The following is a 21941-nucleotide window of genomic DNA, read 5'->3' as shown; positions in this document are numbered from 1 at the left end:
GATTTTTCTACTTAATACCTACGTTAATTTCACCGATTGACCAGATTTGGCCGCCCGGTAGATTGCTTCAACAATGCGGATGTCGCGCATGCCTTCTTCGCCGGGGGCAATCAGCGGTTTGTTGTTCATTATGGCCGCGGCATCGTCGTCCATCTGCATGGCCTGCTGCCGGGGCACCTCATACGGGTGTTCGATCTTCACCCCGCCGGAAGCCTCCCCCTTCTGCCCGTTATAGGCCGAATACGGTTCTGTTTTCAGGAATCCCTTTTCGCCCGTGACGTGCAGAAAGTTCATGTTCATTCCAAAACTGGTTTGGACGGCCGCCCGCGCCCCACTCGGAAAAACCAGCTGGGCCATCGTGGTTTCGTCCAGCCCGTTCTTGTAAATTTCCGGACGAGTTGTAAACTGCTGGGCCGTGACCGAAATCGGCTCCTCGCCCGTTGCCAGCCGTGCGCCCTGCAAAACGTAGACGCCCATGTCGTACATGACGCCCCCGCCCATTTCCTTTTTCTGCTTCCAGTGGGTGGTCCGGTTGTCGTTGTACCCCGCCGAGCAACTGACCATTTTGATCTTGCCGATTTTACCATCCCGCAGAAACTTCATCCATTCCTGCGTGTTGGGTTCGTGCTGCAGCCGGTAACCAACGGCCAGCAGCCGCTTGTTCTGCTTGCAGGCATCAATCATGTCCTGGCACTCCTTCTCCGTAATAGCCATCGGTTTTTCGACCCAGACGTGCTTGCCCGCCTTGGCCGCCCGGATAACGTACTCACGGTGCATCGACGGCGGCAGAACCACGTACACGACGTCAATATCCGGGTTGTCCGCGATTTTGTCGAAGTTGTCGTAGCTGTACACATTCTTTTCGGGAATGTTGTACTTCTTGATCCACTGCTCGGCTTTTGAGGGCGTTCCGGTCACAACACCAGCCAGGTAGCAATTTTTGGTGAGCTGCAAAGCCGGCGCCAGCAAATCGGTGCTGTAATAGCCCAGGCCGACCAGCGCCACGCCCAGTCGGTCTTTTTTGGGGGACTGCGCAAGGGTCAACGGCGAAAACGCCAGCGACGAGGCCGCCAAACCCGCTTGCTGCAAAAATATCCGTCGGGAAGACATAAGTGAGTGAAAAGTTAAGAGTTAAGAATTATGAGTTAACGCTTCCCATCAAGGGGTGCATCCGCCAACTCATAACTCTTAACTCATCATTCTTACCTATTCGTCGTAGCTCAGGTTGTACTGCTTGAGTACGTCCGCCGGAACGCCTTCCCACTGGTTGGGTGTGTTGCCGACGTATCCCAGGTCTTTAATGCCGACGGGGCTGGTAAAAAAGCCTGTAGCAACAAAACCGCGCATCATGTTAAAAAAGGCAACGCCCTGCGACATGTTTGGTTTGGCTTTGGCCGGATAGGCAATTTCGTCGATGATTTCGATTTGCTGCGCTTTAGGGCAATCGGCAAATTTCTTTTCAAACCGCTTGACACACACGTTGTCGAGCCAGCGAATACCGCCCCGCATCGGCGTCTGCCACTGGGGTTGGTCTTTCATCATGAACTCGATGAACGCCGGAACCCCCGCCTGTGAAGCGCTGCCGGATTTTGCATCGGCCGGAATGATGATGTCGCCCAACACCGTAACGGTCCGCAGTTCGTGGGGCGTGAAAAACTTGTCGGCGTTCAGTTTGGCATCGCGCTCGGCTTCAAATTTCTGCCGACCCCCGGGAATTTTCACCGGCTTAACATCCGGTGGGGCAATCGACTCGGCAGCGGCAATCTGCGGGTTTAACCCGGCAAACCCCAAACTGCTTAAGGTAATGGCCTTGAGAGAATCTCTGCGTTTCATAGTCTGAGATTTCCCGATTCTCTCTGAAGCTCCCTGATCAACTCGGTGTAATCACTAATTAGACAAAGCGAATCAGGGGGCATCAGAGGGGATCAGAGTTTAGATATTTTTCTGTTTGACTTGGTCGATAATGTAGTCGGAAGTCCGCCAGGAGTTGGCCAGGATCGTCCACGTTACGTTTTTATCACCCTGCGACGGGAAAGCCGCAGCATCCACGATGAACAGGTTTTTAACGTCGTGCGCCTGCGAGTACTTGTTCAACACCGAGTTTTTCGGGTCGTTCCCCATCCGGGCCGTTCCAATTTCGTGGATGATCTTTCCGGGAGCTTCCAGACCGTAATTGTTTTCCGGACCGGGTTTTTTGCCCAGCGGAATACCGCCCATAGCATGGATGATCTCTTCGAACGTATCCTGCATGTGTTTGGCCTGCTTGATCTCGGCGTCCGACCACTTGTAGTTAAACCGCAGCGTCGGAATCCCGTACCGGTCAACGGTGTTGGGGTCGATTTCGCAGTAGTTGCTTTCCAGCGGGACGGGTTCACCGCGACCGGCCATGCCGATGTTGGCGCCGTAGAACCGGCGGAAGTCGTCTTTCAGGTCGGCTCCGTAGCCACCCGCTTCTTTCGGTTTGCCATCCCGACCCGGCACCAGGTTGTTGCGGCCTTCCATACCGAAGCCAAAACCGTACATGGGCATCCCCATACCACCGCCGTACTCGATGTGATAACCACGCGGGAAGTCGAGTTTTTTGTTATCCAGCCACCAGGGTGAATAGACGTGTGCCCCGCCCACGCCGTCTTCGTTGTACCGTTTGCGGTCCATCAGCGCCGGGATGAACGCACTGCGCGAAGCACCCGTGGAGTCGTTCAGGTATTTGCCCACCACCCCGCTGGAGTTGGCCAGACCATTCTGGAACCGGGGCGATTTGGAGTTGAGCAGCAAGCGGGCGGTTTCGCAGGTACTGGCGGCCAGCACGACCACTTTCCCCATAACCGACTGCTCGGTTAACGTTAATGTATCAACGTACGAAACGCCATTGGCCAAACCGGTTTTGGCATCGGTCAAAACTTCACGCGCCATGGCGTTGTTGATCAGCTTCACTTTGCCGGTTTTCACCGCCGGAATACACAAGACCGACGAGGACGAGAAGTCGGCATAAGCCTGACAGGCCCGGCCACATTGTGAACAGTAGAAACATCCCCCCCGATCATGGATGGGCTTGGTCAGAATCGAAAGACGGGAGGGAATCACCGGCACCCCAATGCTCTTACCCGCTTTCTTAATCATCAATTCGTGCAGACGCGGTTTTGGTGGCGGCAGGAAGCGGCCATCGGGTGCATCCCGCAGCCCTTCTTTGGAGCCAAAAACCCCGATCAGATCATCTACTTTGTCGTAATAAGGCGCGTAATCTTCGTAGCTCAACGGCCAGTCTTCACCAATCCCCGTTAATGACTTCCGCTTGAAATCATCGGGTCCCATGCGCAACGAAATCCGGCCCCAGTGGTTCGTCCGGCCGCCAAGCATCCGGGAACGAAACCAGTGAAATTCAGTTCCTTTAACCGCCGAATACGGTTCACCTTCAATTTCCCAACCACCCCAGGCCGCATCAAAATCACCAAATGCCCGGGTAGTTCCGGCTCCGCGCCGGGGCGATTCATACACCCATTTTAATTGGTTAATGTACTTCGGATCAGCAGGGTCGAAATAGCCTCCGGCTTCCAGCAGAGCAACGGTAGCACCGGCCTTGGACAACTGATAAGCTGCCATACCGCCCCCGGCTCCTGAGCCAACAATGACAACGTCGTAAACTTGCGCTGCCTTCTTTATTTGTGGAACATCCATTGAATTTTGGTTTAGTGAGTAGGTCACCAAGATTGAATCGTAAAAAACCAGCTAAAAGTAATACCGAATACGCTAATTATCCATTCTTTTGGATATAAATGTCAGCTTTTCTCTACCCAACCATACGCTGAATTACTTCAAAAAGACTACGGAAGCAAGCTGATTTTTTCAGGAGTCATTGTTTCTCAGCCAGCAAGGCTAGCTGTTTCAAGACCTGCTATCCTGCTGACGGGCGCAGTGGGGGGCAGCGTGGTGCGCTCAGCTCCTCCCGCGGATACCCTGTGAGCCCAAGTAGGCCTGCCAGGTTTTGATACGCCAGCTTCCAAGAGCCGCTCCCTCGTGGAAACCACCTGGAGCACTTCACCGGAAATCCGTACCTTTGCAGCATGGTACAAGTAGGAACTGACGTTCAGAAGGCAAAAGAGCTGCTGGAACAGGGTGAGGTGATTGGTATGCCCACCGAAACAGTATACGGACTGGCCGGAAATGCGCTCAATCCGGATGCCGTGGTGAAGATTTTCAAGGTAAAAAACCGACCTTCCTTCGATCCGCTCATCGTTCATACCGACTCGCTGGACAAGGTCGAAACGTTCGTTACGGCCATTCCGGAAAAGGCCCGGCTGGTGGCCGAGCGGTTCTGGCCGGGGCCCGTCACGATGCTGTTACCGAAGAAATCCGTCATTCCCGACCTGGTTTCATCGGGGCTGGATACGGTAGCCATCCGGATTCCCCACCATCCGCTGGCCTTGAAACTGCTGTCGATCCTGGATTTTCCGCTGGCGGCTCCGAGCGCCAACCCGTTCGGTTACATCAGTCCCACCACCGCCCGCCATGTGGCCCAGCAGTTGGGCGACCAAATTCCGTACGTGCTCGACGGCGGATCCGCGCAAGTAGGCATCGAATCAACCATTCTTGGCTTCAGCGAAGGCGGCCCCATCGTGTATCGACTGGGCGGCATGACATTGGAAAAACTGGAAGCGGTTCTCGGCAGAATAGCCGTACGCAGCCATTCGACCTCCAACCCGAAAGCGCCGGGGATGCTGAGCAGTCACTACGCCCCCCGCAAACCGTTGTTGCTAAAAACTCCGCAGGAAGTACTAAAGATGCATAAACCGGAACGGATCGGCGTGCTGGCGTTTGATGAACTGACGCGCCTGATTCCGCTGGAAAATCAGCAGCTTCTTTCTGTAACGGGGGATCTAAACGAAGCGGCCAAAAATCTGTTTGCCGCCATGCGCGCGCTGGATGCGCTGGATGTTGAGGTGATTGTGGCGGAGTTGCTGCCCGAAACGGGTTTGGGCCGGGCCATTAACGACCGGTTGCGCCGGGCTGCGTTTAAGTAAGAAGGAGGAAAAGAGCCCTGCTCCTCTCCTCCTCCGGGTTTCAATCTTCCGTTTTGGTGTGCCGGCCTTTCTTGCCGGACTTGGGCGCCCTGGGCGCGGCCGGAGCATCCGGGACGGCTTCAAACTGGGGCGGGGTCGGGACCGCCGGAGCAACTGCCGGCGCAACAGGATCGGCAACGGTGGCCGGACTGGGCTCCGCGGGCGGAATCGGGGGTGCGGGAGCGGCTGGCATGTCCGCCGGGTTATCGTAGCGTTTGCCGTTGTACCAGTACTCACCCTTCTTGCCCTTCGCCGGTTTGTCCGCGCGGGCCGGACCGGGGACTCTGGCCGGGGCTGCGGGAGCGGCTGGAATTGGCCGCACATCGGGCGTTGGTGCGATGGCCGGAACAGGAGGCAGTTTTTCACGCAGCGAATCCAGTTTGCGAGCTTCCCGGGTCAGTTGGGCAACGAGGATGTTATGGTCTTTAAATACCCGCTCCATGTAGGTTTTCATGGTGTCCTGGTGCGCCTTCATGGGTCCTTCGAGCAGCGCTTGCATCTTCTTTTGAAGCCTGGCCATTTCGCCGGAATTAACCTGTTCGATTTGTTGCTGTGCCCGGGCCGCCATGGCCTTCGATTTTTCGAGCAGTTTGCTCTCGGCTTCACTTAATTTCCCATTTAGCCGCGATTGCTTTAACTCAAGTTCAACGGATCGTTGTAGGTTGCCATCCAGGTCAGTATGAAGCTTTTCAAGCTTCTCGTGCAGCTTCTCCATTTCCTGATTGTTGAGTTCCAGCGCCCGATGCTGAAGCTCCAACTGCTTGTCAAACTTCTCCAGTTGCATTTCTTCCATCTCCTGTCCCAAGCGCTCCATTTCCTGAACCTGTTCTTCAATTTGGCTTTCAATGTGGGCTCGTTCAACCGGATCGATCGTGTCGTTTTCTATTACAACCAACGGCACCAACGGTTGCCTTCCGTTCGTATCCTGCGCCACGAACGGCCCGACGGCCGCGAACTCCGGCCAGGTGTTGATCATCATTGAATCGGTGGCCGGGCGGTTGACGTGACCCGACCGATGGCGGTGCTGAGCCGTCACCAAACCCGCCAGCAGGACCAGAAAACCCGCCACCGCCAACCCGTTCGGTCGTGATGCGGCCTGCGGTTCCCGTAGGCCAATCACCCGTTTTACCCGCTGCAGAAAAGACGGTCGGCGCGCTCCGAAGGCCATTGCCAGCGACGGTGTGGTTGCCACCGCCTGCCGACGTTCTTCGATGTGGACCAGCGCCTGCGCCAGACTGGCCCGCTCTCCGCATAGTTGGATGGCAACGTCGTCGCAGCAGTGTTCGCGTTCTTCCCGAATCCGGGCCGACAGCCACCAGACCGCCGGGTGGAAAAACAACACGATCTCGACAACGGACTGCAACAGGTTGACCAGGTAGTCATACCGCCGGATGTGGGCCAGTTCGTGCGCCAGCACCGCTTCCACCTGCCGGGGCGACAAACCCGCCAGCAATCCGATGGGAATCAGCACGACGGGTTTCAGCCAGCCGATCGTCATCGGCACGGTTATTTCGGTGGATTCCATCAGCCGAACGGCGTCCGAAATTCCTAGTTGCCGGGCTATCTGTTGCAGGTAATTCTGCCAGGCTTCCGGGGCGGGATTGATGTTTCGGCGCGTTAGTCGCTGCACAAACACCCAGCCGCCCAGCAAACGAACGAGCAGTACAATTGTGCCAACGAGCCAGATCGTTACCAGCAACGGTACGTACTGATTCAACCCGGCCGTCAGATCGTCCAGCCAGTCGCTGGTAGCGGGCAGGTTCAACATCAGGGTAGTTTGCGTTGCCGGGGCGGGTTGCTCGCTCCCGATTGCCATACTCGCCCGAACGGGTTCGTAGGATACCCAGCCTGTGACCAAAAAAGTCAGAAACTGGAACGCCAGAGCCCCGATGCTGATGCTGTAGCGGACGGAAGCGGGCTGCTGCTGGGTCAGTCGTAAAACCAGGGCGGTCACCGCAACGAGTAGCGTAGCCTGCCAGAGTGTGTGCACCAAGGCCCAGCCCAGCGCATTGGTGAACGGTTCGGAAAACAGGGAAAAGGTGTTCATCGGGATTCGTTGTTGGAAGACGGATTCAGGTTATTGATCAGCTTTTTCAATTCCTCCAGTTCCTGCGGAGTTGCTTTGCTGTTGCCCAGCGCCTGCATGACCAGCTTCATGGCCGATCCCCGAAAAGCCGTGTCGACGAAGCGATCGAGCAAATGCTGCTGGGTCTCCTTTTCATCGACCAGCGCCTGGTAGATGTGGTAACGGCCTTCTTCGGTGCGGCTGAGCAGCCTCTTGTCGTGCATAATCTGCATGAGCTTCAGAGTGGTTGTGTAGCCCACGTCTTTGGTCTGGCTCAGGTGGTCGTTCACCTGCCGTACGGTACTGGGTCCTTTGGCCCACAATACCTGCAAAATTTCCAGTTCAGATTCCGTTGGTTTCATGAATTTACGTTTACTGTTCGGATCAGCCGCTGACGGCGTGTGGCGTTGTACGAAATTGTTCGTAACAAATATATACGAAACCGTTCGTAGAAGTCAAGTCCTACGTACGAAAACTTTCGTAACAAGTGTTAATTTTTATTCAGGTGCTTTTATGCGGAAAGAAGAAAACTTATTGAAATTTAAAACTATATTTACCGTTATACACCTAAAAAGATCGTTCTAGCAATGTCTACTTTCTTCCGAACTCTCCTTGCCGTATTTATTTCGGGCAGTACACTGGCTCAAACGGTGTGCCTGACCCAAGCCGAGCATAAAGTTACCGTTAAAAAACTGGAGAAAGAGTATATAGCCGTGGATAAAGTCATAGACCCGACTTTTGGGACGGCACCAATTGCCACCGGCCCCCGGTTGCCGGACGAATGGACACCCGGCGAAAAGAAACGGTTTGAGTTGTACACCCAGGTCGAGAAAGATGTTAACCAATTCTTTAAAAAGGCCGGGCTGTTGCAGGACACGACCTGTTACCTGATTGTCCACCTCTACGCCAATCCGGATGGTTCGCTGAATAAAGTTTACCATGAATTTTCAACCAATCTTTCCCCCAAAGCTCCGGATAGTCTAGCCCTAAAACGGTTTAAGGAACGGATGGACCCCGTGTTGTGCCAATGGTTTTCGAGTTATCGATTTCCCGTTACCGGCGACAAACCGTATCGGTATTCATCCGGTATGGCGGTCGGCAAATTGCCCTCACGGCGCAAGCTACGCCGGGGTCCGGGCATTCTGACCACCCTCGAACAGGCCGAAAAAACCACCCGGCCGGATACCGTTAAACACCTGGTTTTTAACACGCTCGAGTTGACGGAAGTACCGGAGGTGATCTACCGGTTCCCGAACCTGGAAGTCCTGGACCTGAGCATCAACGGGATTCGCACGATCCCCGAAAGAGTGTTTACGATGCCGAAACTGCGTCAACTGGATGCGTCGTACAATCCGCTGGGCAGCGATGGACTGCACGTGGTCCGCAATAAACACCTGAAAATTCTCAATATTCAATCAACCGGCCTTACGGCGGTTCCGAAAGCCATTACCAAGAACCGCCGGCTGGAAAGTCTCTGGCTGGGTTTCAACAATTTTTCGGGTGGGCTAAATACCGCTCCTCTGCGCCGGATACGCCGACTGAAAGACCTTAATTTGTACCACGCCCGGTTAAACGAACTCCCCGCCAGCATCAGCCGCCTGAAACGCCTGGAAGTACTGGACCTGTATTACAACAACCTCAGGACGCTGCCCGAGTCGGCATGCCGGATGCGACGTTTGCAGCAATTGGCCCTCTCCAACAACAAACTCAACGAATTACCCCGGCAACTGGGGCGGCTGCGGAAACTCCAGGAGCTCTATGCCCACCATAATTTTCTGGCCAGTCTGCCCGCCAGTTCGGAGAAACTCAATTATTTACGAACCCTCGACATTGGTCACAATGCTTTCGTAACCGTTCCCCAGCAGGTCCTGACGCTGCCGAATCTGGAAGAATTCGACATCAGCCACAACCGGCTGACCGAATTGCCGGTGCAGATGAGCCAGCTGCATACATTGAAGAAGCTTTTTATCCGGGGTAATCCCGTCAGCGAACAGAAAACCGTTTCGGCTAATCTGCTTAAACAGCTTGAGGGCAACAAAACGGAGGTATTCTATTGACAATTCTAAAGAGGGAAAAGAAGAGGTTGCCCCTTGCCTTTTCCCTCCTTCTCTGCGCTTCATCCCGTCTTCTCTTCAGTCGTTTACGCCTTCACTGCCGTCCTGCGCCAGTTGCTCCTTGATCTGCCGGATTCGGTCATTGAAATTGAGGTTGTGAAAATCGACATTCTTCATGCAGATGGCGTCGAGAAAGGCCATCACTTCCGGGTTATGCGGAATGCGCTTGCCGGTGACAACGCTAACGTACTTTGAAGTCATCCACAAGACATTTTTCAATTGCCTGCGCGAGTCGTCAGTCATATAATACTCCGTGATCATTGTGTCCTCGTCGTAATGGATGATGCGGGAGACAATCCGAATCCACTCACTCACCATGGCCGGGCGCACGTAAGCAATCTGGTGTTGATAAACCACCCAACTGGTTTTGTATTCGCGAAACAACTGCAGCGGACTGAAGTTATATTGAGTAGCCACCTGATCTTCGCGGGCGTTGAAATAGTAGTCGAGGTATTTCGCGTTGTTCAGGTGCTGTAACGGGTCGCAGTCCTGAAACCGGACGATGGTCCGCGACTCGGTTTCGTGCGGATAGGTGCGGGTTGGGTCAAGTTTGATCATAGCATCTTGGGCAATGGGTTCTCCGGGAACCTGTGAAATCAGCCGTGCAAAAATCAGCGGAAATCCGCAAAATCAGGCCATTTCCGGAGACACATTTTTTGTTTATTTTTACGTTTAATACCGTACTTGATCTGGAAGTTCCATCAACACCCTAAAAAGGAATGAAACCGTTACGTTGGCTTGCCCTATTACTTCTGACCACCAGCATTTTAACTGCTTTTAAACCCACTCCTCAGTATAGTTCGGACGCCGTTTTGGGTACCTGGCTCAACGGAACCAAGCAGGGGCGCATTCAGATCTACAAAAAAGGGGATAAATATTTTGGCAAACTGGTCTGGCTGAAAGAGCCCACCGACCCGGCCACCGGCAAACCCCGTACCGACCGGCGAAACAGCGAAACCAACCTGCGTTCCCGGCCTTTGGTCGGCCTGGACGTTATGCAGGATTTTAGTTTCGACGGCGGCCGCGTCTGGGAAAATGGCCTGATTTATAATCCGGAGGATGGGAAAGAATACAACTGTAAGCTAACCCTGAAAAATCCTAACACACTCGACGTTCGGGGCTATGTAGGCATTTCGTTGCTCGGTAAAACGCAAACCTGGACTCGAATTGAATAGCCTCCGATTTCAGAAAATTGCCTCACTTGCTTCATTTTTTAAACAATTCAGCAGACGCTCGGTTATTATAGTACAATTCTTTGTAATTGTATCACTATCAATTCACACAGAAAACAGTTATCAACCATGAACGAGACGACCATAAAAGGTGGCTGGAATGAGCTAAAAGGCAAAATCAAACAAGCCTATGGTGATTTGACCGACGACGATCTGACGTACGAAGAAGGTAAAGAAGACGAAATGTGGGGCAAACTCCAGCAGAAAACTGGTAAAACGAAAGACGAAATCAATAAGACTATTGCCGATTTGTAATCGATAATTCTCAGCTGACCGTAAGGCCAGTACCAAGAGCCGGAAGCATCCACTTCCGGCTCTTTTTTTATGGACAAGCCCCCCGTTCTCGGACATTGTGCTCTTCTTCTTGGTTAACTTCATGACTATCTGGTTCATAGTCCCGGCCGAACGGCGGTTCGCTTGCCCGACGGCAAATTGGTTATACCAACCTAACACCAGAGTAATTTATATTTGTCTGGCAAAACAACTTCCACTACACGTTATGCTCAGTTACTACCGACGAGTAATAGCCTTGCCGCGGGCTTTTATCAAATTTTAAAGAAGCTCCAAAACCTGCTGTTACTTTTAACCTGGGGCAGCATCTAAATAAAGATCAAAATGGATAATACAATAATAAATACTTAATAATCAAAGCCTTAAAATAAAGTAAACGATCCGATGTGTAGCCATCAAAGCCCTGATTCGATTGCTTCTTTCAAAAACTTATTGCCGCAATGGGGAGAAGCCGCCGATGAAATTTATCAAAATTTTCATTTTTTAAACTTTGCTGAAGCGCAAAGCGAGCGTCTACTTATTCCGGAAGAAACCTTCCGGGATCTGCTCCGCTTAAAAGAGTTACTAATCAACACCATTGCCGATTTAATCCAGGATTTACCGTCAACTTCCCACCGGCTTTCCAACAAAAAGAGCGAAACGCTTAGCCGGTTTAACCAACACACCGATACCCTGAAAACCGTCAACGAACAGACCAGCGCCTTTGTTGAACATTTACTCCATACCTATCCTTCCTTGAAAAACTGGTTTGAATCCTAATCGGATAAAACCTTAATTTTTATCCTTATCAAAACTTTTCAACCGATGAACGATACGCTTTATGTCAATGAGCTGTTGCGTCAATTAAAGACTACCAACGATCCGGCGGTGTTTGATGCACTGTTTGTAATGTACATCTATCGCTACCGCCAGGTTCTTGACAACACGGTTCACTTCACAATCACCGAGAAAATTCCTTTTTCACTGATCACCAACACGAATTACAATTAATGCCAGAAGAGCATTCTGACTATTATTAAAATTAATCATTTCCATTAAAAAAATTTAAGGCTAAGCTCTGGGAATATTTCTATTTCTTTGCTGTTGTAACAGTAACAGCAAATAGAGTACGCCATGAATACCGTCCTTCTTAAGAAAATTCAGTCACCCCGGTTAACGCTTTGGATGGCCTTGGCCTCCGTGTATACCTTGTGGGGATCAACCTATCTATTCATCCACTTCATGACCGAACGGATGCCCCCGCTTTATATGGCGTCCCTGCGGCTCAGCACGGCGGGACTCATTCTGTACCTGTACGCCCGGCTTTCCGGTCTGCCCGCTCCCACGCTGAAGCAATGGACGTCGGCGGGTCTGATTGGCGTACTGCTGCTGACCATCGCCAACGGGTGTATGTCGGTGGCCCTGCAATACGTTCCTACGAGCATTGCCGCGCTGCTGGCGGCAACGGTTCCCCTCTTCATCATTCTGTTTAACTGGATCAGTTTTGGCCATATCCGGCCCACCAACCTATCACTGGCGGGGCTGCTGGTGGGTCTGCTGGGCGTTTCGTTGCTGGTGCAACCGACGGGTACGGGCGTTACATCCACCGCCAACACCTGGCTGGGCATTGGCCTGATCATGGTCGCCAACATCTCCTGGGCGGTTGGTACGCTGCTTTCGGGAAAACTGAGCCTGCCTTCTCAATTAATTTCCAGTGCCGTTCAGATGCTGGTAGGTGGTCTGGTGCTTTTTCTGTTCAGCATGTTGACGGAAAACGTGACTCCCACGAGCATTGGCGATGCGCCCGTAAAGGCCATCGGTTCGCTGATCTATCTGATCATCTTCGGCTCCATCATCGGCTTTTCGTCTTTTGCCTGGCTGGCCCGCAACGCTTCTCCGCAACTGGTTTCCACCTACGCGTATGTCAATCCCGTTGTTGCTATGCTGCTGGGCTGGGCATTTGCCGGTGAGGCCCTGACGAGTTCTTCGATTCTGGCCGCCCTGATTATTCTCACGGGTGTCGTGCTGATCACGCTGGGCCGGAAGTAGAAACGGTTTTACTCTGTCAGAAGAGTAAAACCGGATCGGCAGACAGCTAGTGTCCGCGTTTTACTCACCCGCAACGGGTGGGGGGCTTACCGCCGTCCAGCCGCCGTCGACCACCAGACTCTGCCCGGTGATGTGACGGGATTGGGGAGAGACCAGAAACAGGGCCGCGTTGGAAATATCATCGACCGTCGCGGGGCGGCCCATCGGCGTAATGCGCGACCAGATCGGCACGTACGTCGGGTCATCCAGGGTACGCTCTGTCTGCGTTGCCCCCGGTGCCACGGCATTGATGTTGATGCCGTAGGGCGACAGTTCCAGCACCAGGTTTTTGGCCAGCATTTCCAGCGCGGCTTTGGTCATGCCGTAAGCGGCCAGGCCGGGATGAGCCTGATGCCCCGTTACCGACGACATTAGCAACACACTGCCTCCCTCCTGCTGCACCCGCATCTGACGGGCGGCCAGTTGGGTCAGAAAGAAGCTTCCCCTCAGGTTCAGGTTGACCACCTGCTGGAAATTAGCGGGCTGGTAATCAAAAAAATCGCCAAAAATGGTGATGCCGGCGTTGGCGACCGCGATGGTCAGTTTGCCAAATTCGGCAACGGCTTTTTCGACCATCGATTCAATGAAACTGACATCGGAAACATCACCCGGATAAGCCAGACACGTTCCTCCCTCCTGCCGGATGGTGGCGGCTGCCCGGTGGGCGAGGGTCTCGTCGAGGTCATTGAGTAAAACAGAAGCCCCCTGGCGGGCCAGATCGCGGGCAATGGCAAAGCCAATGCCAATACCCGCGCCGGTAACAATTGCAGTCTGGGATTGAAAGGTCATGGGATTAGGCTAATGGCAACAAAAGAAACGGTGCAAAGATGTCCCAAAATTGACAAACAAATCAACCTACCTTCTGAATACTGTGTAAAAACCGGCGCAATGAAAGGTTCGCTGGTCATTGCAGGTCACCGCAGTCGGTTTTCCCGGCAAGCGGATCATCAAGTTTCTGACTTCACCCGTCCAGCGCCTTTTTCGCGTCTCTCTCCGGCAACGGTTTGCGTCACCCGTTTGAAGCATCTTTCAAAAAGAGTAACTTGGGAGAAAATTTGACAGAACGGGGCGATCCGACGTTCTTTGCGCATGATTCAAAAGGTTTACCGGCGCTCAACCGCATTTTTCTCCCGCTGGGAACTTTGGTATCACATTCTGATGATGCCGATCCTGTTTCCCGTCGGCAACTACTTTTTCCTTGGCCCCAACTACTTTCAAGACGGGCGGGTATTCCTCCTCGGTACCGCGGTTATTTTTTTCCTTTACTGGCTATCGGTGATTACCCTGACGCTGGCCGTACGCTGGGTCCTTCGCCGGTTTCCCGGGGTTGAGCGGGCCACCCGGCGCACCCTCGTCATGCTGGTGCTGGTGGGTGGGCTTACCGTTGGCCTGGCGGTGCTGGATTTGTTTACCTACAGCCTCTTCCCCAGTCTGGGCGTTACGCTGGACTGGCAGACGGTCCGCCCCATTCTGGTCCTGGGACTGGTGTTTGACCTCTGCTTCTGCGTAGCGCTGAATGTGTTTTATACCTACCGGCAGTGGCACCTCGACCAAACCGAAAATGAACAGCTTCGGCAGGCCACTCTCCAGCACCAGCTCGATACGCTGAAGCTGAAAATTAATCCCCACTTTCTCTTCAACAGCCTGACTTCGCTCTCCTCGCTCATCGGCGAAGATCAGCAGCGGGCCGAACAGTTTGTCGACCAGCTTTCTAAAGTATACCGGTACTTGCTTCAGTCCAATACCCGCGAGCTGGTTAGCCTGCAAACGGAACTGGAATTCATGGCCAATTACGTCGATCTGTTGCAAACCCGTTATGGCTCCGGTCTGCGCATTGATCACTCTACCGATGCTACGTTGCTGGATCATCTGTTACCGCCTTTGAGCCTCCAGACTCTGATTGATAACGCTATCAAACACAACATCATGAGCGCCAGCCGGCCGCTGTTCATCACAATCCAAACCACGCAGGACCGGCGTTTACTAATTCGGAATAATTTGCAGCGAAAAACCGTCAAAATGGACCTCTCCCAGGCCAAACTAACCAATTTGCTGGCCAAGTTCCGGCAGCTCACACCGGAAGAAGTGCGCGTGCAGGAAACCGACACGCATTTCGAGGTTTCGCTGCCCTTGCTGGTTTCGCAACCCGCCCGGCCGTGACCAGGTGTTAAATAAACCGCAATTCAGACACCGCTTTTCGCAATTCAGACCGAAATTTGAGCAACTAATCCACGAAGGCCGTGTTGGGCGTCTCCCAAACCGTTACATTCAGTGGATACGGTCGATTTATGCAGTCCTCTTTTTTTGATTTGTTTCGTCGTGTACCGCGTCTTCGGAAACAGAGTCAGTGGCACTTTCTGCTGCTGTTTCCCTGGTTTATTCCGATCATTTCCTACTGGGTGGTCGGCGATCGGTATTTGGCGGATTGGCGGACGTTTGTAGCCGCGACCCTGCTGAATCTGACCATTGGCAGCGCCTGTCTGTTCTCCCTCGATCAGCTGACGCAACTCGTTGTTCGGCGGTACCCCAACATCGGCCAGACCTGGCAGCGGGTCTGGCGCCTGCTGCTGGTATTTATGCTGGTTACGCCGTTTTTCATTCTGGGTGGCATTTTCCTGTACGACACCTTCCACCTGTTTGGGTATCAGCACAACCCAGCCGCCACCTGGCAAATCCTGCTAATCAATCTACTGGCCAATCTGGTGTCGGTCGGCATTGATGAGGGCGTTTATTCCCTCAACAAATGGCGGGAAAACACGCTGGAAAAAGAGCAGCTGAAAAAAGTGAATCTGCAAAGCCAGTACGAAAGTCTGAAAAGCCAGGTAAACCCGCATTTTCTGTTCAACAGCCTCAATTCGCTCTCTTCGCTGATTGCCGACGAACCCGAGCGGGCCGAAGAATTTGTGGATGAAATGTCGAAAGTCTACCGGTATTTACTCCAGACCAACGAGGGCGAACTGACCACGCTGGAAACCGAGCTGGGCTTCATTCAGTCGTATTTTCACCTGCTCAAAACCCGCTACGGCGCGGGCATCCGGCTGGAAATCGGAGTTTCCGAACCGTTCAGGGCCTACAAACTCCCCCCGCTGACCTTGCAGATGCTGGTCGAAAATGCCGTCAAGCACAACGTCATCCACAGCAACAAACCGCTGCTGATCGAAATCAAAACCACGCAGGTCGGGCGGCTGATCGTCCGCAACAACCTCCAGCGCAAAACCGGGCGCGTAGCCTCCAATCAGGTGGGGCTGTCGAATATTCTGGCCAAATACCGTCTCCTGGCCCAAACCGACCCCATCGTCACCTCCGATCAAACGTATTTCACGGTAGCCCTGCCGCTCCTGGCCCCCGAGGCTCCCTGACCGTTCCAGAACCGCACCGGGCGGGCCGTCACTCCCCGGTCCGGCAAAGCTCCTCCAGGTTAAGCTGATCGGACGGTGTTGTATCCGCGCTCAGAACGCGCTCGACGTACTCCAGGGTTTCCTGGGTGTGCTGGGCGGAGCCGGAAGCCACACAATCCGACGGGATGTACAACTGAAACTCGCGCATGTAGGCATCGCTGGCCGAAAACAGCACACAAACGTCCGCACTGATTCCGGTGAGGATTAAACGTTTGGCTTTCAAATACTCCAGCAGCGTTTCCAGCGTGGTGGCGTAGAAGGCCGAATGCTTGGGTTTGAGCACAAAATAATCGTCGGAATTCGGGCGAAGCAGTTCGACCAGCGGCTGCCCCCGCACCCCGTCGTTCAGGCAGTGATCAACCACTTCGGTAAAATCCGAACGCCAGCGGCCAAAATTGTCGTTGGCGTAGATAACCGGAATGTTCTGTTTACGGGCTTTTTCTTTCAGAACGGCGATTTTCCCGGCTGCTCTGGTAGCCGGTTCCAGAAAGGCTTCCCCTTCCGGAAATTCCAGGTCATTGATCATGTCAATAATCACCAGGGCAACGGGAAAAGAATCGGGAACATTTCCGTGCAAATCCTCACTCATACGAATTCAGGGTCTAAAAAGTTGTTTGCCAGACTCCTTGGGACAGATGCCGCCGGCACCAATTGGCTGCGCGGCTGCTGGGAGCTGGTCCGGATGATTTTTAAACGTAAACAAAAAAAGGGCTTGCCGGTTAGACTTTGTGAGTAAACAAACTTTAAAAGAAATGGCAAAGTCAAAAGAAACGACCGATCAAGGCGAGTTGAAGGAATTATTCGTAGATGAATTGAAAGACATTTATTGGGCCGAGAAACACCTGACCAAGGCGTTGACTAAAATGGCGAAATCAGCAACTTCCGACCAGTTGCGGGAGGCTTTCGACACACATTTGGCCGAAACCGAAAAACAAATCACGCGTCTGGAGCAGGTATTCGAAGGCGTTGGCGAAAAAGCGTCGGCCAAGAAATGCGAAGCCATGGAAGGTCTGATTAAAGAAGCGGAAGAACTCATCAGTGATACCGAGGATGGCACCCTGACGCGGGATGTGGCCCTGATCTCGGCGGCTCAGAAAGTGGAGCATTACGAAATCGCTTCGTACGGTACGCTGAAAACCCTGGCCGGCGTACTGGGCTACAAGGAAGCCGCTAAACTACTGGAAACCACGCTAGAAGAAGAAAAGAAAACCGACTCCCTGCTGACAGATATTGCGGTAAGTTCCGTAAATGAAGAAGCTAAAGGCGAGTAATCAGACTCGCATAAAACGTAGGAAGGCGGCAGGTAATCAGCAGGATTGCTTGCCGCCTTTTTATGCAAACACGGTTCCGGCTGCCCCTGTGCCGTTCGCTAATTAGCCTTCCCGGCTGCAAACCATTCAGCTGGGTCTGCCTTTAGAAAATACAACAGGCCACCGTCTCAGGGCGACGGGCAGGCCGGATCAACTTAAACGTATGAACAATCCCGTTACCACGTACCGCATTCAGTTTCATAAAGATTTTACGTTCAAAGACGTTGAAAAAATACTTCCCTACCTGGAAAAGCTAGGCATTGGCGCGCTGTATGCGTCGCCGATTTTTGAATCCGTGCCGGGTAGCCAGCACGGGTATGATGGGGTCAATCCGGAGCGCGTCGATCCGGAGATCGGCACGGAAAACCAACTTAAAGCACTCAGCAAGCGGCTCCGCAACCAGGGAATTGGCTGGCTTCAGGACATTGTTCCAAACCACATGGCGTTTCATCCGCACAATCCCTGGCTGATGGACGTGCTGGAAAAAGGCCCCTTGTCGCGCTTTGCTTCTTTTTTTGATACCGCTTGGACGAGTCGGCTTTTTCACGGTCGGGTGCTGGTCCCGTTTCTGGGCGCTCCGCTGGAGGAAGTCATAAAAAACCGGGAACTTACCGTCCATTACCAGGACGGTCGGCTGGTCTTTCAGTACTACGATTCCGTCTACCCCCTGCGGTTACGTTCCTACCCGACCATCCTGCAAACCACGGATGAACCGGCCCCCGAAGCCATCAGGCAACTGATTGATCAGATCCGGCAGGTGCAGCTCGTGGAAGAACCGGAAGCATACGGTTTGGCGATGACTGAATTCCGCCAGCAGCTTACGGCCCTGCTAAAAAACGCGACGATTAAAAATTATATCAAAGCCCGGCTGAAAGTCATTAATGCAGACCCGCAGCAACTCCAGCAGCTGGCCGATGAGCAGGTGTACCGGCTGGGGTCGTACGAAGAAACCGGGCAGCAAATCAATTTCCGGCGCTTTTTTACGGTCAACAGCCTCATTGGCCTGAACATTCAGGATGAAACGGTTTTCGCATCTTTTCACCGGCAATTGAAAACCTGGCTGGAAGAAGGAATTTTTACCGGTTTGCGAATCGACCACATCGACGGTCTGTACAACCCCACCCAGTACCTCGAACGGCTGCGGGAACTGGTCGGGGAAGAGATGTACATCGTCGTTGAAAAAATTCTGGAACTGAACGAAGAACTCCCCGTTACCTGGCCCATTCAAGGCACTTCCGGCTACGAGTATCTGGCGCAGGTCAACAACGTGCTGACCTACCCGGCCGGCAAGGACGCCTTTACCCAGTTGTATCAACAACTCACCGGCGACAAAACGCCCGTTCAGCGGCAGGTTCTGGACAAAAAAGCCGCCATTCTCAATCAGCACATGGGGGGCGAGCTGAATAACCTGTACCGGTATTTTCTGGAATTGAATCTGGTGGAGGAAAATGCACTGGCGATCCTGCCGGTTGACAGCCTGCAGGCGGCTATCGGCGCGTTTCTGGTTTATTGCCCCGTGTACCGGTACTACGGCAACCAGTTTCCGCTGGGTCAAACCGAGGCCACGGCCGTTCAGGAAATTCTGGATCAGGTCCGGAACGATAAACCCGAACTGAAAACCGCCATTAACCTGCTGGAAGAAGTGTTCCTGAAAAAGCCGCAGGAAGGAAACGAAACGTTTAATCAGCAGGTGGCCTATTTCTACCAGCGCTGCATGCAGGTGTCGGGGCCGCTGATGGCGAAAGGCGTCGAAGACACGCTGATGTATACCTACAACCGGTTTATTGGGCACAACGAAGTTGGCGATTCACCGGAGGCTTTCGGGACCGACCCCAACGAGTTTCACCGGCTCATGCAGGAACGCCAGCAGCACTGGCCCCTGGCCTTGAACGGTACTTCGACCCACGACACCAAACGCGGGGAGGACGTTCGGGCGCGGCTCAACGCCCTGACCGCCCAACCCGATCTGTGGGTTAAAACCGTACAGGAATGGCAGCAGCTCAACGCCGGTTTGAAAAAGAACGGAGCGCCCGACGCCAACGACGAATATTTTATCTACCAGACGCTGGTGGGGGCTTATCCAATGCCCGGTCAGGATGCCGATGATTTCGACAACCGGATGGAGCAGTACCTGGAGAAAGCCCTGCGGGAGGCCAAGGTGCATTCCGACTGGAATTCGCCCGATACGGAGTATGAGGAAGCGACGAAAAACTTTGTTCGGCAGTTGCTGAACCCCAAAAAACCGTTCTGGAAAAGCTTCCAGAAATTCCACCGGCAGGTGGCCGATTTTGGCATCATCAATTCGCTGGCTCAGGTTGTCCTCAAAACCACCTGTCCCGGGGTTCCCGACATTTATCAGGGCTGCGAACTGTGGGATTTCAGCCTCGTCGACCCGGACAACCGCCGACCCGTCGACTACGAAAAACGCCTGCAATGGCTGGACGAGCTTACTGCGGAAGACGCCGAACCCGACCCCGCGTTGCTGGAAACCCTCTGGGAAAACCGGTACGATGCCCGCATCAAACTCTGGCTGACCCACACGCTGCTGAACGAACGGAAACAACAACCCGAGCTTTTTGCGCAGGGTCAATACATCCCGCTAGCCGTGGAGGGCCGTTACAAAGACCACGTACTGGCGTTTGCGCGTCGGCAACGGCAAAATTGGGTGGTGGTGGTCGTGCCGCTTCACCTGGGCGTTATGAGCCAGCAGCAAAACAAAGCCGTGACGGCTCTGGACTGGAAAGATACCCGCATTGTGCTACCGCCGGATGCACCCGTCGAGTGGAAAAACGTCTTTATCAAAACCACCGGCCTGGCTTCCGACACCCTGGCGGTTAAGGAGTTGTTCCAGACTCTGCCGTTGGCGGTTTTGCACCTCCAGCCGAGCCTGACCGGCCGCAGTGCGGGTCTGTTGCTGCCCATTACCTCCCTGCCGTCGGCCTTTGGCGTGGGTGATATGGGACCGGAAGCCTGGGCGTTTGCCGACTTTCTCAGCCGCAGCCGTCAGCATTACTGGCAAATTCTGCCGCTCAACCCGACCGAAGCGGGCACGGGCCACTCGCCTTACAGCACTTTCTCCAGCATGGCCGGAAACATCCTCCTGCTGAGTCCGGAAGTCTTGGCGCAGGACGGTCTGCTAACGCCGGAAGATTTGAAAGCCAGCAAGCTACCCGTCAAGGATAAAGTGGATTATGCGGGCGCCGAAAACGTTCGGAAAGAATTGCTGGAAAAAGCTTTTCAAACCTTCAAAAGCGGGGAGAATGCTGCTTTGCAGGAAGCCTTCCGGCCGTTTTGTGAACAGGAAAACCACTGGCTCCACGACTTTGCGCTTTACATGGCGCTCAAAGATCAGCACCAGGGGAAGGCCTGGTTTCAGTGGCCGGAAGAATACCGTCTGCGGCAACCCGATGCGTTGAAAACCTTTGCCGAGCAACAGGCCGAAGCGATGGAAAAAGTGAAGTGGGAACAGTTTATGTTTTCGCGCCAGTGGCACCGGCTCAAAACCTACTGCAACGACCAGGCCATTCACCTGCTGGGCGACCTGCCGTTTTACGTAAGCTACGATTCAGCCGATGTCTGGTCGCACCCAGATATTTTCAGTCTGGATGAAACAGGCAAACTGGTATCGGTGGCCGGTGTGCCGCCCGATTATTTCAACGCCAACGGTCAGCTTTGGGGAATGCCCATTTTCCGCTGGGATCGGCTTAAAGAACGCAATTACGACTGGTGGATCCGGCGGATTCAGAAGAATGCCGAGCTGTACGACCTCGTACGCATCGACCATTTCCGCGCCCTGGATGAATACTGGGAAGTACCGGCGGATGAGAAAACCGCCATTAAGGGCGAGTGGAGACCCGGCCCCGGCAACGATTTCTTCCAGGCGCTGGAAAAAGAACTCGGTACGCTCGCGCTGGTGGCCGAAGATCTCGGCGATATCAGTGAATCGGTCTACGAACTTCGGGACGCGTTCAAGCTACCGGGCATGAAGGTAATTCAGTTTGCGTTTCACAAGGAATTGCCGCAGTCACCGCACATTCCGCACAACTACACGACAAACTTTATCGCCTACACCGGCACCCACGACAACAACACGACGCGGGGCTGGTACCGTCAGGATTTAGGCAAGGACATCCAGAAGAAAGTAAACCAGTACGTTGGCCGACCCGTCAACGAAAGCAACGTGCACTTGGCCCTGGCGCAGCTCGTTTACGCGTCGGTAGCCAAAACGGTGATCCTGCCGGTGCAGGATGTCCTGGGGCTGGACGAGACGGCCCGGATCAACACCCCGGCGGGCACCGAAAACAACTGGCTCTGGCGCCTGTTGCCGGGCCAGCTCACCGAAGCCGAGGAAACCCGGCTTCGGGAGTGGACCACGCTCTATAACCGTTGGTAAAACAACCCGAAAGG

The 21941-nt window shown here is 53.7% G+C and carries 20 protein-coding genes; 12 read left to right on the top strand and 8 right to left on the bottom strand.

Going from position 1 to position 21941, the window contains the following annotated elements; translation table 11 throughout:
• Positions 1-18 precede the first annotated feature (18 nt).
• From OQ371_RS19060 to OQ371_RS19050, 3 genes are all read right to left on the bottom strand, one after another.
• The gene (locus OQ371_RS19060) at positions 19-1110 is read right to left on the bottom strand and encodes a Gfo/Idh/MocA family protein (protein ID WP_265989857.1); all 1092 of its coding nucleotides are present in this window, start codon (positions 1108-1110) and stop codon (positions 19-21) included.
• Between the two features lie 96 nt (positions 1111-1206).
• Positions 1207-1833 carry a gluconate 2-dehydrogenase subunit 3 family protein gene (locus tag OQ371_RS19055; protein WP_265989855.1) on the bottom strand — a complete coding sequence of 209 codons (627 nt, stop codon included), beginning with the start codon at positions 1831-1833 and terminating at the stop codon, positions 1207-1209.
• A gap of 99 nt (positions 1834-1932) precedes the next feature.
• Positions 1933-3675 (bottom strand): GMC oxidoreductase, encoded by a 1743-nt coding sequence (locus OQ371_RS19050; protein WP_265989853.1) that lies wholly within the window; start codon positions 3673-3675, stop codon positions 1933-1935.
• A gap of 386 nt (positions 3676-4061) precedes the next feature.
• On the opposite strand from OQ371_RS19050, the gene OQ371_RS19045 reads away from it, so the two are divergent.
• Positions 4062-5018 carry an L-threonylcarbamoyladenylate synthase gene (locus OQ371_RS19045; protein ID WP_265989851.1) on the top strand — a complete coding sequence of 319 codons (957 nt, stop codon included), beginning with the start codon at positions 4062-4064 and terminating at the stop codon, positions 5016-5018.
• A gap of 40 nt (positions 5019-5058) precedes the next feature.
• Here the strand turns inward: OQ371_RS19045 and OQ371_RS19040 are convergent, their stop codons facing one another.
• The gene (locus OQ371_RS19040) at positions 5059-7104 is read right to left on the bottom strand and encodes a M56 family metallopeptidase (RefSeq protein WP_265989849.1); all 2046 of its coding nucleotides are present in this window, start codon (positions 7102-7104) and stop codon (positions 5059-5061) included.
• Positions 7101-7484: a BlaI/MecI/CopY family transcriptional regulator gene (locus OQ371_RS19035; protein ID WP_265989847.1), complete on the bottom strand. Its 384-nt coding sequence runs from the start codon at positions 7482-7484 to the stop codon at positions 7101-7103. Before OQ371_RS19035 ends, OQ371_RS19040 begins: the two co-directional genes overlap by 4 nt.
• A 225-nt stretch (positions 7485-7709) precedes the next feature.
• Here OQ371_RS19035 and OQ371_RS19030 point away from each other — a divergent pair, with 225 nt between their 5' ends.
• Positions 7710-9179 carry a leucine-rich repeat domain-containing protein gene (locus OQ371_RS19030; RefSeq protein WP_265989846.1) on the top strand — a complete coding sequence of 490 codons (1470 nt, stop codon included), beginning with the start codon at positions 7710-7712 and terminating at the stop codon, positions 9177-9179.
• A gap of 75 nt (positions 9180-9254) precedes the next feature.
• Here the strand turns inward: OQ371_RS19030 and OQ371_RS19025 are convergent, their stop codons facing one another.
• A complete protein-coding gene (locus tag OQ371_RS19025; protein WP_265989843.1) occupies positions 9255-9794 on the bottom strand; it encodes an acyl-CoA thioesterase in 540 nt (179 codons plus the stop codon).
• Between the two features lie 161 nt (positions 9795-9955).
• Between OQ371_RS19025 and OQ371_RS19020 the strand changes: the two genes are divergently transcribed.
• From OQ371_RS19020 to OQ371_RS19000, 5 genes are all read left to right on the top strand, one after another.
• Positions 9956-10411, top strand: coding sequence for a DUF2147 domain-containing protein (locus OQ371_RS19020; protein ID WP_265989842.1), 456 nt, complete (start codon positions 9956-9958; stop codon positions 10409-10411).
• A 126-nt stretch (positions 10412-10537) separates the two neighbouring features.
• Entirely contained in the window at positions 10538-10723 is a 186-nt protein-coding gene (locus OQ371_RS19015) for a CsbD family protein (RefSeq protein WP_265989840.1), read from the top strand.
• Positions 10724-11143: 420 nt separating this feature from the next.
• Positions 11144-11518, top strand: coding sequence for a hypothetical protein (locus OQ371_RS19010; protein ID WP_265989838.1), 375 nt, complete (start codon positions 11144-11146; stop codon positions 11516-11518).
• Positions 11519-11563: 45 nt separating this feature from the next.
• Positions 11564-11749, top strand: coding sequence for a hypothetical protein (locus OQ371_RS19005; protein WP_265989837.1), 186 nt, complete (start codon positions 11564-11566; stop codon positions 11747-11749).
• Positions 11750-11872: 123 nt separating this feature from the next.
• Entirely contained in the window at positions 11873-12787 is a 915-nt protein-coding gene (locus OQ371_RS19000; RefSeq protein WP_265989835.1) for an EamA family transporter, read from the top strand.
• 60 nt (positions 12788-12847) lie between these two features.
• On the opposite strand, the gene OQ371_RS18995 is transcribed toward OQ371_RS19000, so the two are convergent.
• Positions 12848-13615 carry an SDR family NAD(P)-dependent oxidoreductase gene (locus tag OQ371_RS18995; RefSeq protein ID WP_265989833.1) on the bottom strand — a complete coding sequence of 256 codons (768 nt, stop codon included), beginning with the start codon at positions 13613-13615 and terminating at the stop codon, positions 12848-12850.
• A gap of 12 nt (positions 13616-13627) precedes the next feature.
• Here OQ371_RS18995 and OQ371_RS18990 point away from each other — a divergent pair, with 12 nt between their 5' ends.
• The 3 genes from OQ371_RS18990 (at position 13628) to OQ371_RS18980 (ending at position 16185) form a co-directional block, all read left to right on the top strand.
• A complete protein-coding gene (locus OQ371_RS18990; protein WP_265989832.1) occupies positions 13628-13885 on the top strand; it encodes a hypothetical protein in 258 nt (85 codons plus the stop codon).
• A 30-nt stretch (positions 13886-13915) separates the two neighbouring features.
• A complete protein-coding gene (locus OQ371_RS18985) occupies positions 13916-14986 on the top strand; it encodes a sensor histidine kinase (protein WP_265989830.1) in 1071 nt (356 codons plus the stop codon).
• A 128-nt stretch (positions 14987-15114) separates the two neighbouring features.
• A complete protein-coding gene (locus tag OQ371_RS18980; RefSeq protein WP_265989829.1) occupies positions 15115-16185 on the top strand; it encodes a sensor histidine kinase in 1071 nt (356 codons plus the stop codon).
• A gap of 28 nt (positions 16186-16213) precedes the next feature.
• On the opposite strand, the gene OQ371_RS18975 is transcribed toward OQ371_RS18980, so the two are convergent.
• Positions 16214-16813: a cysteine hydrolase family protein gene (locus tag OQ371_RS18975; RefSeq protein WP_265989827.1), complete on the bottom strand. Its 600-nt coding sequence runs from the start codon at positions 16811-16813 to the stop codon at positions 16214-16216.
• Positions 16814-16976: 163 nt separating this feature from the next.
• Here OQ371_RS18975 and OQ371_RS18970 point away from each other — a divergent pair, with 163 nt between their 5' ends.
• Together OQ371_RS18970 and treY are read left to right on the top strand one after the other, a co-directional pair.
• Entirely contained in the window at positions 16977-17495 is a 519-nt protein-coding gene (locus OQ371_RS18970; RefSeq protein ID WP_265989825.1) for a YciE/YciF ferroxidase family protein, read from the top strand.
• A gap of 202 nt (positions 17496-17697) precedes the next feature.
• Positions 17698-21927 (top strand): malto-oligosyltrehalose synthase, encoded by a 4230-nt coding sequence (gene treY / locus OQ371_RS18965; protein ID WP_265989823.1) that lies wholly within the window; start codon positions 17698-17700, stop codon positions 21925-21927.
• Positions 21928-21941 lie beyond the last annotated feature (14 nt).

Origin of the sequence: Larkinella insperata, from assembly GCF_026248825.1 — a bacterium.
GTDB lineage: Bacteria > Bacteroidota > Bacteroidia > Cytophagales > Spirosomataceae > Larkinella > Larkinella insperata.
The sequence above is the reverse complement of the archived record's forward strand: the minus strand, read 5'-3'. Positions and strand labels throughout refer to the sequence as shown.